The organism is Mesorhizobium sp. L48C026A00, assembly GCF_000502375.1.
In the GTDB taxonomy this organism is placed as follows: domain Bacteria; phylum Pseudomonadota; class Alphaproteobacteria; order Rhizobiales; family Rhizobiaceae; genus Mesorhizobium; species Mesorhizobium muleiense.
In genome coordinates, this window is record NZ_AYWU01000023.1 from 177,171 (window position 1) to 192,068 (window position 14,898).

At 60.2% G+C, this 14,898-nt stretch carries 9 protein-coding genes and 2 pseudogenes; 6 read left to right on the forward strand and 5 right to left on the reverse strand.

Annotated elements, in window-relative coordinates:
- Positions 1 to 18 precede the first annotated feature (18 nt).
- Entirely contained in the window at positions 19 to 3,819 is a 3,801-nt protein-coding gene (locus tag X738_RS71745; protein ID WP_023802224.1) for an SIR2 family protein, read from the forward strand.
- Here the strand turns inward: X738_RS71745 and X738_RS86335 are convergent.
- Positions 3,787 to 4,149, reverse strand: coding sequence for a hypothetical protein (locus X738_RS86335; RefSeq protein ID WP_023802225.1), 363 nt, complete (start codon positions 4,147 to 4,149; stop codon positions 3,787 to 3,789). The genes X738_RS71745 and X738_RS86335 overlap by 33 nt on opposite strands.
- A 735-nt stretch (positions 4,150 to 4,884) precedes the next feature.
- Between X738_RS86335 and X738_RS71755 the strand changes: the two genes are divergently transcribed.
- The 4 genes and pseudogenes from X738_RS71755 (at position 4,885) to X738_RS71770 (ending at position 10,718) form a co-directional block, all read left to right on the forward strand.
- A complete protein-coding gene (locus X738_RS71755; RefSeq protein WP_023802227.1) occupies positions 4,885 to 6,111 on the forward strand; it encodes a hypothetical protein in 1,227 nt (408 codons plus the stop codon).
- Between the two features lie 796 nt (positions 6,112 to 6,907).
- Positions 6,908 to 7,429 carry a hypothetical protein gene (locus tag X738_RS71760; protein WP_198032880.1) on the forward strand — a complete coding sequence of 174 codons (522 nt, stop codon included), beginning with the start codon at positions 6,908 to 6,910 and terminating at the stop codon, positions 7,427 to 7,429.
- A 134-nt stretch (positions 7,430 to 7,563) separates the two neighbouring features.
- Positions 7,564 to 8,025, forward strand: a pseudogene (gene dnaE2 / locus X738_RS87545) (error-prone DNA polymerase); the annotation flags it as partial.
- Between the two features lie 497 nt (positions 8,026 to 8,522).
- Positions 8,523 to 10,718 carry an adenylate/guanylate cyclase domain-containing protein gene (locus X738_RS71770; RefSeq protein WP_023802232.1) on the forward strand — a complete coding sequence of 732 codons (2,196 nt, stop codon included), beginning with the start codon at positions 8,523 to 8,525 and terminating at the stop codon, positions 10,716 to 10,718.
- A gap of 11 nt (positions 10,719 to 10,729) precedes the next feature.
- Here X738_RS71770 and X738_RS71775 read toward each other — a convergent pair whose 3' ends face one another.
- Positions 10,730 to 11,248: a YHS domain-containing (seleno)protein gene (locus tag X738_RS71775; RefSeq protein WP_023802233.1), complete on the reverse strand. Its 519-nt coding sequence runs from the start codon at positions 11,246 to 11,248 to the stop codon at positions 10,730 to 10,732.
- 13 nt (positions 11,249 to 11,261) lie between these two features.
- On the reverse strand, positions 11,262 to 11,852 hold the full coding sequence (locus tag X738_RS71780) for an ankyrin repeat domain-containing protein (protein ID WP_023802234.1): 591 nt from the start codon (positions 11,850 to 11,852) through the stop codon (positions 11,262 to 11,264).
- A 1,387-nt stretch (positions 11,853 to 13,239) separates the two neighbouring features.
- Here X738_RS71780 and X738_RS85260 point away from each other — a divergent pair.
- The gene (locus X738_RS85260; RefSeq protein ID WP_023802236.1) at positions 13,240 to 13,476 is read left to right on the forward strand and encodes a hypothetical protein; all 237 of its coding nucleotides are present in this window, start codon (positions 13,240 to 13,242) and stop codon (positions 13,474 to 13,476) included.
- Positions 13,477 to 13,721: 245 nt separating this feature from the next.
- Here X738_RS85260 and X738_RS83365 read toward each other — a convergent pair.
- Positions 13,722 to 14,157 (reverse strand): annotated as a pseudogene (locus X738_RS83365) (VOC family protein).
- 590 nt (positions 14,158 to 14,747) lie between these two features.
- Entirely contained in the window at positions 14,748 to 14,894 is a 147-nt protein-coding gene (locus X738_RS88490; protein WP_023802242.1) for a KTSC domain-containing protein, read from the reverse strand.
- Positions 14,895 to 14,898 lie beyond the last annotated feature (4 nt).

The following is a 14,898-nucleotide window of genomic DNA, read 5'->3' on the forward strand; positions in this document are numbered from 1 at the left end:
GGCGAGATAGTTAGGGTCATGCGATTTCTCTCCAACGGCCCTTCGATCCCGGACGATCTGCTGATAGCGCGCGACGCGGGCGACGTCATCTTCTTCTGCGGGGCTGGAGTATCACGACATCGCGCCGGTCTACCCGATTTTCTCAAGCTCGGCGGCGACGTCATCAACTTGCTGGGTGCCGGCGAGAAGAGCCTCGCGCGCAAGCTGTTCCAGCGCATCCGCGAGATCGGTCCGATGGATGGGGTCGGCGGACTTGTCGCCACCGACCGCATCTTCAGCCTGCTCGAACGTGAGTTCGAGCAGAAGGACGTCCAGGCGGCAGTCGCGCGCGCAATACGCCCTGCTGACGGTGCCGACCTGAGCGCCCACCGCACCTTGATCGACCTGTCCCGCGGAAGGGATGGCACGGTGCGCCTGGTCACGACCAATTTCGACCGGCTGTTCGAGCAATCCGTCGATGGGATCGCCTGCTCGGGGCCGCCGATGCTGCCCAATCCGCGCAGCGCATCCTTCGAGGGAATCATTCATCTCCATGGCCGCGTCAATGCCGACTACACCGGGCCGGGCGACGAGGAGTTCATCATCTCGAGCGCCGACTTCGGCCGCGCCTATCTGTCGGATAGCTGGGCCACTCGGTTCATGCAATCGCTGCTTGCCCGTTTCCAGATTGTCTTCGTCGGCTATGCCGCCGACGATCCGCCCATCCAGTATTTGCTCGAGGCGCTCAAGCTGCACGCCGGCAATCGAAGTCGGCTGTTCGCATTCCAGCCGGGCAGCAACATCGATGACGCGGCGCTCTGGGAGCATCGCGGCGTCCGTGCGATTCCGTTCGACAACAGCCAGGGTTTCGATTCGCTCTGGGACAGCCTTGCCGCATGGGCCGAGCGCGCACGCGATGTGGATGGCTGGTATGCCAATCTGCTTGTGACAGCCGCCGCCGGCCCCGCAGCACTCGATCCGCATGTTCGCGGGCAGATCGCTCACGTCCTTTCGACGCGCGAAGGCGCCCGGCGGGCCAGTATCGCGGACGCGCCGCTGCCCGCTTCGTGGCTGCTCGCGCTCGATCCACGGCAACGCTTCGACAAGCCCGGCCTCGTCGACCCCTATGGCGAGTCGACCGAGCGCATCGATCCCTATGCCAGCCTCTCGTTTGATTTCGACACGCCGCCGCAGCCCGACGAGGGCGATGATGATGTGCTACGCGACCGCGCTATCCCGGAGGGCTCCTGGGACGCTTTCGCGCAGACGCGATACGATCAGGACGACATACAGAATCCAAGCTTCGGCGACTTCAGCGGCGAGCGCGCACCGGCCAGCGGCGCGCTCAGCACAAGACTCAATCATCTCGGCATCTGGTTCCAGCGCGTTGCGCATCAACCGATCGCGCTCTGGTGGGCGGCCGGGCGCGGGCCACTTCACCCGCACATTATCGATATAATTCAAGCCTCGCTCCGGCAGGAGCCCGATCGCTGGCCCGATGACGTTCGACGGGGCTGGCGCTTCCTGATCGCGAGTTGGTCTGATCGCCGAGTTGACCCCAATCAGGGCCATTTCGATCTCACCCATAGGGTTCAGCGTGAAGGCTGGTCCGAGGCGCGAGTGCGAGACTATGCTGACCTGTTCCGGCCGCAGCTCAAAGTCACGCGTAAGTTCGACATCTGCCATCCTCTTTCATGGGCGGACACCGATCGTCCCAATCCTTTCCTTTCGTTCGACGTGGAATATCCAAGCCCATATCAGTTGCTCAACATCCCCAATCAGAACGTGGCCTACGCCGTCAGTAGTTTCCGCGAGAACCTCGACCTTGCTCGTTCACTCGAGGCTGAAATCTCAGGCAGTGATCATGTTTACATGCAATCGACGCGTCCAGACGACGGCGGCGCGCCGATCGCTCATGACAGCTACGGACTGACCGGCCCGATCGCGCTGTTCCAGCAGCTGATGGGCCGTCTGGTCGAGGTCGCGCCAGCATCGGCGCGGACCGAGATCGCGCGCTGGCCTGCTCAGGATCACTATATTTTCGGGAGGCTGCGCATCTGGGCAGCAGGATTGCAGATTACGCCACCGGCTGAAGCCGCGGACATACTGCTGGGATTTCCCGACGACACATTCTGGGGGTCGGAGCAACAGCGCGATCTGCTCTTCGCGATCCGCGATCGCTGGAAAGACTTTTCGGAGCCCGATCGCGCGCGCTTCGAGGAGCGACTGCGCACGACGGCCTTTCCTTGGTCGGATAGCACGCGCGGTGGTAAGGCGCGCGCTGAAGCCCATCATCGCCTCGACCGCCTGCATTGGCTGGCAAGCCAGGGTGTGGCTTTCTCGTTTGATATCGATACCGAGATCGCGGCTCTCCGCCGGGTGGCTGAGGGCTGGTCCGAGCGCTCGGGTCAAGAGGCTGCGGATTCCAATGCACCGATAGTCGGCAGCGTCGACACCGACGCCGATCCGAGCGCGCTGGAGCACGGGCCGATCAGCGATCTCCTCGAGCGAGCGCGCCAGGCTGGTCAATCGGATTTCTTCGATTTCATTGAGCGCCGTCCTTTCACCGGTCTCTCGGAAGCAAAGCCTGCCCGTGCACTTGCCGCCCTTGGTCAGGCGGCGCGCAAGGCTGAAATACCGGTCTCTTTCTGGTCGGCGTTCCTCTATGCCGAGAACCGCAAGACCGACCGGCCGCGTCTCGTGTGCGCGATCGCCGCTCGGCTCACGTCTCTGTCGCCCGAGGCGCTCAGTTCCGTCGCCTATCCCGTGGCCGGGTGGCTGCAAGGTCTCGGCGAACGGGTTTATGGCGAACTCGCCCCGTTGCTTGACTGTATGTGGGAGCCGCTCCTCGCGGCCCTGCCGCTTCGCGAGGAGAACCGTAAGCACCGCGTCGATAGCAGCTGGGCGAACGACGCGCTCAACGCCCCGGTCGGTAAGCTCGCCCAGCTCTTGATGAAAAACCCGGCAACCAAGGGACGCGACCTCGGTGAAAGATTCCCCGCCGCATGGACGGCCAAACAGGAGCAATTGCTGGCGCTCCCCGGCGACATGCGCCGGCATGCGCTGGTGATGCTCGGGTTCCAGATCAATTGGCTCTATGCCATTGCGCCGCAATGGACCGGGCAGCATCTCCTGGCGATCGCCACGAACGAAGATGACGATGGCGATGCGCTGTGGGACGGCATCCTATGGGCGGCGCGAGCGCCGAGCCGACCGCTATATGAGCTGCTCAAGCCCGGTTTGCTGGCGCGAGCGATGTCGCCGATGCGGCGACGCGCCGAGGCCAATGTTATTGGCGGTTTTCTGCTCGCCGGTTGGGGCGGCGATCCTGATGCCAACCCGCCCGAGCAACTCGTCACCAGCGTCGAGCTGCGCGACATTCTGGTCGAAAGCGACGATGACCTGCGCGGTCAGATCCTCTGGCACATCGAACGTTGGTCCGCCAATGCGGAAGGAAAGTGGCGCGTCCGCCTCGTCCCTTTCCTGAAAGACGTTTGGCCAAACCATCGCGCCGTCCGCACTCCGAAGATGTCAACACGCCTAGTCGACCTTGCTTTGGCGAGCGGCGACCTCTTCCCGCAGGTCGTCCAAGCGATCCTGCCCCGGCTCGTCCCCGTGCGCGGCGGTATGCTGCGCGGGTTCATGCTGCGAGAGGGAGCAGAGAACCACCCTGACTCGATCTATCCGACGGCGATGCTCGATCTGCTGTGGGCTATCCTCGCCGAAGACGCGACCCAGTGGCCCTACAGGGTCGAGGACATACTCGATGTCCTCTCGGAGGCGCCGGAGACGCGTGCCGATCCGCGACTATCTGAACTGCGGCGCCGGCGCCTCAGCTAGGCTGATTTCTGCTCGTCTTGCGTTGATAGTCGGCTTTGCCGCTGAATTCACGCAAGCTGCCATTCCGTAAGCCCCAAGAGGCGACCACAACCGCTCTCTCGCGCGCGTGGCGGCGACATACAGAAGGTGACGCTCGGTGTCGTAGATCTCCTTGAGAGCCCGCTCATCGCTCGCTTCGATCAGCCTTCTCCCGGCGAGGTGGAGCTCCGCCAACGAAATGTCCTGCGCCTCGTTGACGACCACGTGGGTGAAGGGCGGCTCCCTCATCTCGGAAGCGATCTTCGCCGCGCCAAAGCGTTCCTCGGCCAGCCAGTGCGCGATCCCGGGCAATGTGTCGACCGTTATGCGTGTGGCGATATCCAGAAGACTTCCGGTTAGCCGGGCGACTTTCTGTCCGAGGCCCTCGGGGAGGTCGGGCGAGAAGGTGGTGAGGAGAACGCGGTGGCCGGCGTCCTCACCATACTCGTCTGCGCTGAACGACCCGTGACGGATGACGCGCCCGGCAGTGCGGTCCAGAGCGCTGAGCGGCGGCGTGCCTCCATGATCACGTCCATGGGCCGTCCCTCGAGGTCGAGTTCCCAGTGCCGGGCAGGAGGCGCATAGGGAGAATTGAGAATCGGCTTGTCAAAGAAATTCATGATGTCGCCGCTCCCCCACGCAATCACATCCGAAACAAGCAAGAATTTGGCCGACCAGCAATCCCACGACCGTATAGATCAGCTTAAGCAGAATTACCATCGATGGGCAGATCGTCACCGCAAGATCAACGAAGCGCGGCTTTCGGTTACTGCCTGATGCCTCCGTTGCCGGGCCGGCGACCCAGTCGAGTTCAAGAAAGCGTCAACGGCGCTCTTTCTTGCATGCGTGGTCTATCTGGCGCAGGAAATGTGGCGCATGGCGTTGGTGAGGTTCCCAGACCGGGTAGAGGCTATATTACGATTACGGCATGTCGGCGCCGATCGGCTGCCCCGCCAGGATACCACGTCAGCGAGATAAGCTCTATGAACCAGCATCGATTGCGGCTATGGGCGCGGACGTATCCCCGGCATTCCGCTTGATTCAGTTATGAGCATGACCTCGCATTCCATCATTCTGCCGGCCATCAAGTCGTCCGCTGTCTACCGTCTCTCCTACGTAGAGCAGCAGGTAGAGAAGAAGCAGAAGCGATTTCAGAACCGGATTTTCCTGCAACCGCAGATCGACCTGAAGGCCTATACATGCCGAGCCGTCATCGACTGGGCCGATATCCGCTTCCAGACAGTGAAGCATACCCAGTGGAGATGGATTAAACATTACATCGACAGAGCGATCGGGGAGAGGGTCTACGTCGAGAAAAAGGCGCTCGACGATGACGGAAAATACCGGGATTTCCGGGTGCGCATCCAGGAACCGACCACCAAGGATCTGCTGCTCGCGGAAGAAGTCGTCAGGGCGAAATGGAACCTGTGCGAGCCGCTCGCGATCGTTGGCCTCGAAGTCAGTGTCGATTTCAAGCCGCGCAAACCGTCCGACGAGGCGCTTGCGCTGATGTTCGGTGTCCTGGTGCGCAGCCACCTACCCAGCCGGGATGTCATTGACGAGCCGGCCGACCGCCCGAGGTTCGCTTGGGACAAAGGCGACGACGCCACCCGCTACGTGCTCGGTTTTGATCCGAGGCATCCCGACCGCAGCGACGCTTTCCTACTCGATCCAACGAAGGACAAACCGGCGACGATCGACTCCACCTACTACGCCGGCGCCAAAGAATCGCAATGTGCGTGGCGAACGATGATCAAGCTGCTCGACAAACAGAACATCGCCACTGGTGCCAGGGAAGTTCTGCCGGAAGAGGAGCGGAGGGTGCGGATTGAGGTCACCGTGGACAAAGGCGAACTCAACGAGATGGGCATCCGCTCGATCGAGGATATTGCAGGCTTCAAGTTCCAGCGTTTCCACGGCCGATACTTCAAGTTCGTTCTCCCGACTTTCCCGGACGTTGCCTACCAGCGGGAAGAGAAAAGGGGACTGCTTATGGAACAGCTCCGGAAGACGCGGCTGCAGCGGTCTCTGAGCGCGGGTGTCGTCGGCCTGGAAGCGTGGGATGAGGCCTGGCGAAGGAAAAAGAAGCAGACGCGCAAGGAAACTCTCAAGAGCGACCTACCTTTGGCGCTGACATCCATCATGGCCGGAAGCTCCAGCTCGTTGAAAGATTACAACGAGATCACAAGAAAGGTGATACAGGCCCTCCGTCATATCGATGACCGGATGCGGTTGAAAGGTCCATCCTCGAGCTCCGGCGCCAGCGATTCTTGAGGGCATGAAGTCCTTTCACTCTCTTTGGATGCTTATGGTGGTGAAGAAGGGTAGCTCCTCTATTCACTCATGTAATGAAGCAAGTTATTAGAGCCGAAACGTGAGCCACGATGCCCGTATCAGCGTCGGCAAGCAGTTCAGCGCTTTGCACGAGAGTCGGCAGACGCATATTTCCGTGGAGAAAAGCTGAAAATGTATTCTACCCGTTGGCCCGCGGCGATCGCGCCGGCTGGGGACATCAGGGCCGAGCCGTGGTCATCGCCGAACAGCGCCACGCGACCGGCCCCACGATATGGCCCCACGCGCCGTCGGTAAGACCCAAGTGGCTGTTCACCATTACTGACGATCGCGCGATACAACAGCGACATTGCTGTTCGTTTCAGATACGTGCCCTTGTCACAGGGGCGCTCAGGGGTTGGTGCCGACGTTGTCGAAGCATCAATGACGCATCGGACGCGCGGAACCAGCCAGTGACGCGCCCCGCGAGAATTTATTTCATTCTCATTGCATTGAGAACACTCGACAGGGTTTAGAAAAGTCAATGAAAGAACTTTGCCCGCTTGTCGCCTACAGTTTTGCGTATGTGAGACGACAGCTTCGATCCAAAGAGGAGGTAAATGCCAACGGCGCGCTCATGCGCCAGCTCGCAGCCCAGCTGGACTTCGAGAGAAGAAGCGGCAGGCGCATCCTGGAGAAGGCCGCCGATTGGAGCACTTGCCGGACGACTCCTTTCGCTTCGCGAGAGAAATTTCGGCATGCGGTCGAGGTAGCGCGTAGCGCAGGCGCCGACCTGCTTTTGGCTGACATCCGCGAACTCATGGGACGCACGAGACGTGACCGGATCATCAAGTGCGTCGATGTCTTAAATGCTCTCGATGTCGAAGTCTGGGATGCCTCCTCGCGTCGCACCTGGCAATCGATGACGCAGGACGAGCGACGCTCTCTCATCACTGACGCCGTGCGGATGAATAAATCGCGGTCGGAACCGGTGAAAGCCGGTATTCGGCTATCCCGAACTGAGAAGGCTGCGCTTCCGAACTCCAACTACAAGCACGGCAACCGCGCCAACCGCCATAACGCCAATCAGCGTGCGCATCGCTATCAGGATTTCGTCCTGAAGGAGATGGCCAAGCTGCCGGCTGGCAAGAAGCTCTCTCCATCGGTCCTGGCCACGGCGCTGAACGCGGCTGGCGTTTCCTCCGCTCGAGGTGGACGCTGGACCCACAACACCGCAAAAGACCTTATCGCCCGCATTGGCACTTTGCCGGAGAACCCAACGTCAGCGAGTGGAGCCCGCCGGAAGCTGCGCGATCCTTAATGACGGAGCAGCCATCACTCGGAATAGGCATGTGCATCAAAGGTATTGACCGTCATGTAGATAGCCACACGTGTCCCTGAAAGCGGCGCCAGTTCGTCTCATGCTCTGGCCCGATCTGTGCCGCAGGCGCATCCGTCACCTGCCGTGAGGCCATGGAGGCACGTGACGGTCAGTGGCTGAAGGCTGCAGGCGTCGTTCTCGTCCGGCAGCGGCCCGGCTCCGCCAAAGGCGTCAGTTCATCACGCTGGAGGAGGAGACCGGGATTGCCAATCCGGTAGTCCGGGTGAAAGCCTTCGAGAAATACCGTCGAGTGGTGCTCTCCGCCGGCATGAACAGCGTCTACGGTCGTATTCAGCGCGAAGGCGAGGTCGTGCATCTAGTCGCCCACCAGCTAAGCGATCTTTCAGCCGAGCTTGCAAGCGTCGGTGATCGCGAAGCCGCTTTCCCGCTGCCGCACGGGCGCGGCGATGAGTTCCATCATGGCACCCCGACGCCAGATCCGCGCGCCTGCCGAAGGACCGAAGCCTCGCAACATCGTCGATCCTTATGGTCACATCGACCAAATCAAGGTCAGGACGCGGGCTTTCGATAACTAGGGACAGTTACCCACCGGTTGCATTGTCAGGACTTGACCCGAACCAGTCATTGCCGCTGCACGGCGGCATCGTCGCCAGAGGGTGGAATGTTGCCATTCGTCTCGTCGACCGGAACGAGCAGGTAGCGCCAGGAGCGGACGCTTGGCGCCAATGTGCCAAACGTCTTGATTGGGGCCGGAAGGGTGGAAGCGGACATTCAGGACCTTGGGGAGCATCGACGCGATCTGACCCATTCCGGTCATTCCCAGAGCATTTCGGCGTCTCCAAAGCGGACACTCAGCCAAGCCGGCGCTGATGATACCTAAGCGGACATCTTGTCGAGAGAGCATTCCGTTCAGAACTCGTGGATGGAAGGACCGGCGCGTTGCCATTCCGAGTAACACCGCCATCCTCTAGCTATAGCCATAACACGGTCGCGCACACTCGCGTCCGAAGCAGGACTAGAATAGGCTGAAGGCAAAGCCGCTTCGACCGACCAGGGAAGGCGCAGGGCACGTATGGAGCGACGGCTTACAGCAATACTTGCTGCCGACCTGGTTGGTTACAGCCGCCTCATGGGCGAGGACGAGGTAGGAACGCTCGAGGGACTGAAGAGCTGCCGTCGCGAACTGATCGACCCCGAGATCAAGAAACACCACGGCCGCATAATCAAGCTCATGGGCGACGGCGCGCTCGTCGAGTTCGCCAGCGTCGTCGATGCCGTCCAGTGTGCTGCTGTGATCCAGCGCCGGATGGCCGACCGCAACAAGGGTATCGCCGAAGCCCGGCAGCTCCGGTTTCGCATCGGCGTCAATCTCGGCGACGTCATCGTCGAGGGCGACGACATCTATGGAGATGGCGTGAATATCGCGGCGCGCCTGGAAGCGATGGCCGAGCCAGGCGGTGTTTGCATCTCCGGCACGGCGTTCGATCACGCAGTGCACAAAGTGGATGTTGGCTTTGCGGATCTCGGAGGGCAGCGCCTCAAGAATATCGCCGATCCGGTTCGCGCCTATCGGGTTCTGCTCGATCCCGGACAATCGGGGAAGATCGTGGCCGCGCCACACCGGCCGGGCTCCTGGATCATGATTTTGGCAGGAGTAGCAGCGCTGCTCATCGTCTTGCTTGCAGGCATTTTTGCATGGCAATGGCAAAAGCCCTCCGCGCTCGGAAAGCCATCCATTGCAGTATTGCCGTTTACGAACCTGAGCGGCGATCCTGGCCAGGACTATTTTGCCGACGGCATCACCGAAGATTTGATCACCGACCTTGCGAAGCTTTCCGGCCTCGATGTGATCGCCCGCAACTCCGTCTTCGCCTACAAAGGAAAACCCCTCGTTTTGGCAGATGTTGGGCGTGACCTTGGCGTGCGCTTTGTCGTTGACGGCAGCGTCAGGCGCACCGGCGATCAAATCCGCCTCAACGCGCAGCTCATCGATATCGCCACTGGCGACAATCTATGGGCTAATCGGTTCGATCGCGGCATCGCGGACGTGTTTGCCGTCCAGGACGAGATGAGCCGGGAAATCGCCAAGGCGCTAGGCGTCCAAGCTTCGGCAGCCGAGAGCGAGCGAATGGCACGCCCGCCGACTGCAAATCTCGAAGCCTATGATACCTACCTGCGTGCGGAGCGGGAGGCGCGCACCGGTCGAGGCGACGGATTGCGCGAGGCGCTTGCGCTCTATGAGAAGGCGCAGAAGCTCGACCCCACCTTCGCCGAGGCCTTCGCCGCCGACGCACGGCTGAGTGTCTATCTTTGGCGCACTGCCTCCGATGATATCATTCAGAGCGCGCTTGCGCGAAAGAGAGCATATGAGAAGGCAAGCCGTGCTTTGGAGCTCGATTCGGAGTTTTCATCGCCCTACGCCGTTCTCGGGATTATGCAGGTCATGGATCGCCGCTATGAAGATGCGATCACCTCGGCGGAGCGTGCTGTCGCATTAGGCTCCGGAGACGCTGCGACGCAAATTGCCGTTGGTTATATCCAGCTGTTCGCCGGCAACCATAACAAAGCGGCATTGGCGGTCGAGACGGCATTGAAGCTTGATCCCAATCTGGCTCCGATAGACCGGGAGGTTGTCGGGGTTGTCTTGCTTTTGCTCGGGGACACCAGGAAAGCCATTGAGACTCTCGAGCGCGCTCGCGACGATGCTCCAGAGGCGGGCAGCCTTAGGATTCTGCTCGCAGCGGCCTATGCCCGCGCCGGCCGCACAGAGGACGCCAAAGCGGCGATTGCGGACGGCCTCCGGCTGGTGACGAAGACCGAATCCTTGGCTCGACTGCGGTCGTTGGACGCGTTTCGGAATCACTATGCCCATCTTCGCAACGCTGAAGATTTGGCGCCGATCATCGACGCCCTACGCCTGGCAGGACTTCCCGAATGGCCGTTCGGCTTCACCGCCGATGAACAGGACCGGTTGAACGGCGCGGAAATCGCATCTCTTGTTGTTGGCAAGACCTTGAAAGGCAACCTCGAACCCGACGGGCTTCCAGCCATTATGCAGATAGAACAGGACGGCACGGCAGTCTTCCGCACGATGACACGAATGCTCACCGAGAGGGTCTACGTCGATCGCGACCTCTTATGTGAGCATAGCGAAAATATGTTTGGGCGCCCCATCTGTGGTCCCGTCTACAGACGCAGGGACGCTGCCGGCAACGGGTATTCTTATGTCAATACAGGTATGGTGTTTCACTTCGTGACAGTGAATTGAGCTCGCAAGACTCAGGGGTTATTGATCAAGTTCCAATCCGGCTCATCGACTGCCAACTTTGCTTCGACGACCGGCCATTTTGCATCGCCCTTCGGAACAAGATCATCGGCATTGTCCGCAAAGGCGGCCGCGTTCCCTTCGTCGTAGATCAGGTAGAGCTTGCCATCGATGATCTTGAACGCTTCCGGATCGACATTGACGGTGACGGATTCATGGAGTGCGACCTCGCCCGCGCAGTAACCACCGTATTGAGGAGCGTATTTGGCAGGTTCGCTCATGAACATTTCCTTGTGTTCCTTGCTGGCGAAATGCCACGGCGTGCCAAGCCACTCATAGGAAAAATCTTCGGAACCCTTCACGGCCTTGCCATCGGTGAAATAAGCGACCGTGTCGTAGCCCATGATCGCCACTCCGCCGAAGTAGCCGGTATTCACCGAGTCGGCGAAGGCAGAGCCTGCACCGGCCATCAAGGTGAGCGCACATACGACTGCCGACGCCGAACTGGGAACCAGTCTGATCGATATGTTCATCTGCGTTCTCCGTTCAATCGTGGATAGCTTGGCACTTCGCAGCGTTCGCTTCGCCAAGGACTTTCGCCTGGCACGTCCCGCCATGCCGTTTGAATAGTTTTATGATGTCGGTATTGCCCTTCCAGAACGCGCGGGTAATCGGCATGTAGCCATGACCCTCGGCATGGTTCACATCCGCACCTTGCGCAATGAGGAATTCTGCCAGTTCGACATGGTTTTCCTCACCCGCTATCACCAAGGGTGTGACCCCAGACTTGTTAGCCGAGTCTTCGAGCACCGCCCCCTGTTCGAGCAACAGCTTGGCGATTGGGAGGCTTCCAGAAAAGGCAGCCGCGTGGAGGGGGGTAAACCCACCGGAATTGCGCGCCATGACGTCGGCGCCCTTGCTCAGCAGGAATTCCGCAATGGGAAGCTGATCGTCGAGAGCAGCAGCGATGAGGAGCGTTGCCTGGTCGCGTGCCCGGCTGTCGACGTCGGCACCGCCTGCCAAGGCTTGCTCCACGGCACTCTTGTCGCCGGCAGCGATGGAGTCGAACAACGGCTCACCTGCGACTACTCTTGTAGCCGCCAATACCAGCATAGTAAGTGCCAGCAGTCCGCGCATCATGTAGAATAGCATATTAGCTTCGAGTCATACAAGCTGCATTGGGCTCATCGGGGCAGATGCCGGCGGACAGCGCGGCCGGATGTCCGCTTTTGGGATGCGGCTATGGTCTGCTCAACGGCCGATATCAGGCGCAGAGCTGCCAATTCAGAATCTGACGTGTGGGCGTCGCTTTCGGGTCATGGGCGTGAATTCAGCCGGAGGCGACGAGCTTCCGCTTAGGGTCGGCTTCGGCCGCTCGACCTCGATCGCTTTAACGACCGCTCCTGGCGCAAAGCAGCTATTGATTGACTATCGGTTGTCGCAAATCACTAGCTCCCCTGCCGCACCGTCTCGACTGCGAGCGACCCTCTCGGGCAAAGGCAACGAAAAAGACCCGCCGGCCGATCCCGGCGGGCTTGAGATCTGGAGTAGCCAGAGTGAACTGGCATCAAGAAAACGGGCCGAAAAGGGTTTCGTTGCAATCCACCAACAAAATATTAGCAGCCTCTTGACGACCCGCGTGCCTGCTCCACGCCTTTCGGCACGACGGACTGTCTTCCAGTGAGTTTATCCGAGAGAGGGCACGAGCATTTCATCTATTCGGCCGATGCGCCGATGCGCTGGAAATTGACAATCTGCCTTAGCTCTGGACCGCTTCGTGTTGGCTGTCGCCTCTGCGCGCGCGCAATGATGCGTGCGGGCCGGCCGCTCTAGGATCAGCAACTCTATGAACTAGCTACCGCCAATGGCCGAGATGGGCGGCGAGCCTAACTGTCCGCAATCAGACAAAGCCTTGAAGGCCGCCGCATGTTGACCGAAAGTCGCGTTGGACAGAGTTTCAGGGAGGAATTCTCGATGACTCACTCCTTTCCCACAATCACGGTTGAAACAGTCGCCGAAGCCTACGTTCTCTCCAGAGGCAAGGCCCGCTTCCTATCCATCGGACAGGCAATCTGCGCCATTCGGAAACTCATGCCGGCTTGCAAGGCGACCGACCACGAGTTGGAGGAAATATTGGCGGCAGCGTGCGTGATTCACAGCGTTCCCGTCGCTTTCGACGCCAAAACAGCCGATGGCGCATGGCTCCATTCGTAGGGCCGGAGATACCGAGCAGCGCAGTGGCCTGCCGCATCGGACGATCACCAGGGGATTGTCCGCTACTCATCGACAACATAGACATACCGAGGCAGCACTCGGTTCCGCCGCTGGGCTATGGGCCGACATGCGGTAAGACTGAAGTCTTTGCGTCAAAGACAGAGGGCTGAGGGCCAGCAACCAAGACCTTACCAATGCATTGCTATTGGGCCGCCGAGCAAAGTCCCTTCATCGGTGGTTCACCGGGTGGCCGCTGTTTGTCCCCCATCGGCGGACACCCGAAATGAGATCCCTAACAGCGGAAAGAACAGTGACCCTTATCCAGAGCAGACAGAATGTCGATGAGGTCGCAAGCCGACCCGCAAATGACAATCAAACTCCTAAGCCAACAGATTTCTCGGTGGTTGATCTCATTTCGTCGAGCGGCGACGAGGTCGCTGCCATTGTCAGGCGAACAGAGCACCTGGCCCTTGCCGTTATTATAGTAATGGTGATCTTCCTGATCTTTGCACCGGTGGTCTTCATTGCCATGAGGTATGGGATCTGAGATGTCCCGCTTTAGGCTGCTGACGGCGGCTTTAGCGGGCGACCTTGCCCGGGTTGACGACTTGATCGTGCTTAGCGAGAACGCGGCCGACCGTGGAGGGATGGACCTCGAACAGGCGGGTCGGCCTCGGACGCGCTCGCTGGCATTGGTCACTCTTCGCCATTTGTCTTCGTATTGCGCTCAGCTGAGTTCTTGGGCNGCTCGCTGGCATTGGTCACTCTTCGCCATTTGTCTTCGTATTGCGCTCAGCTGAGTTCTTGGGCGAGTCCGATGAGAAGCCCTTCAGGCCCACGGATGTAGCAGAGCCGATACGCGTCTTTATACTGAACTACTTCGCCTACGAGCTGCGCGCCGCGCGTGCGGAGCCTTTCAAGCGTCTCGTCGATGTCGTCCACGGCGAACATGACGCGGAGGTAGCCNGGCGTTGACCGGGGCGTTCCGGTGATCTGCGACGACAGGCGGCGTGAGGAAGCGGGAGAGCTCGAGCCGGCTGTGGCCGTCCGGTGTGCGCATCATGGCAATCTCGACACGTTGATCGCCCAGTCCAGTGACACGTCCGGCCCATTCTCCTTCGATCGTGGCCCGCCCTTCGAGTTCGAGGCCGAGTTCGCGAAAGAAATCAATCGTCCCCCCGAGGTCTTCGACGACGATTCCTATGTTGTCCATCCGCTTGAGCGCCATGTTTCGAATCTCCAGGGTATCGTTCCAATTACAAGGTGTCGCCTAGTCTAACAGCGGACGCTTGAGGTGCCCCCAACACCGATAGATGATGACATGTGGACGTGCGGTCATGTCCACATGTCTACAATTCTGCGCCCCCACGGGGGTAAGGACAGGCATCGCGAAACGGATGTGGAGAGAACGCCACATGCAGCAACCGAACAACCCACCGCACATCGTGCCGATGCGGAGGCGCGCATGAGCGCGGCCCTACTGATGCCGCGCGACCCGGTCCATGGGTGCGTTCGCTTCGGCCAAACTAGCCAGCGCTTGCTCGACTTGTTGAGCCGAGGTGTCAGTGCGCTTGATGTGCCGGATCATTTGCTGCGTCAGCCGCGCGAGCCTTGCGGCGCGATATACGTCGCCGTATCTCGCAGTTTCAAGGTGGAGGGTCGCGAGCCTCATGGGCGACGATTCCGATTATCTAGCAATAGAATTCGCGAATCCGCCTTTCGTTCCGATGTCCGACCTTGCCCTCGCAAAGGGCTGGCCGGAGGGCCGCGACGAATGAGCCGCATCCCTGCCAAAGAGAGATCGTCCGCTGATACTGCTCAGTCGACCGCGGGTCCAACCAGACGGTAGCGGAAGTGATTTCGGATGTGGCCGTTGAAGAAGCGACCCTTGGCGAAGGCGGCTTGGAACTCGGCGAAGGTCTCCGGCGGCACGTCCTCAAACTGGTAGCATTTACCGCTGGCCACGAAC

Excerpts from the sequence above, each read along its gene's own strand:
- X738_RS71745 (WP_023802224.1), top strand. The coding sequence starts at position 19 with ATGCGATTTCTCTCCAACGGCCCTTCGATCCCGGACGATCTGCTGATA.
- X738_RS71770 (WP_023802232.1), top strand. The coding sequence starts at position 8,523 with ATGGAGCGACGGCTTACAGCAATACTTGCTGCCGACCTGGTTGGTTAC.
- X738_RS71780 (WP_023802234.1), bottom strand. The coding sequence starts at position 11,852 with ATGCGCGGACTGCTGGCACTTACTATGCTGGTATTGGCGGCTACAAGA.
- X738_RS71755 (WP_023802227.1), top strand. The coding sequence starts at position 4,885 with ATGAGCATGACCTCGCATTCCATCATTCTGCCGGCCATCAAGTCGTCC.
- X738_RS71775 (WP_023802233.1), bottom strand. The coding sequence starts at position 11,248 with ATGAACATATCGATCAGACTGGTTCCCAGTTCGGCGTCGGCAGTCGTA.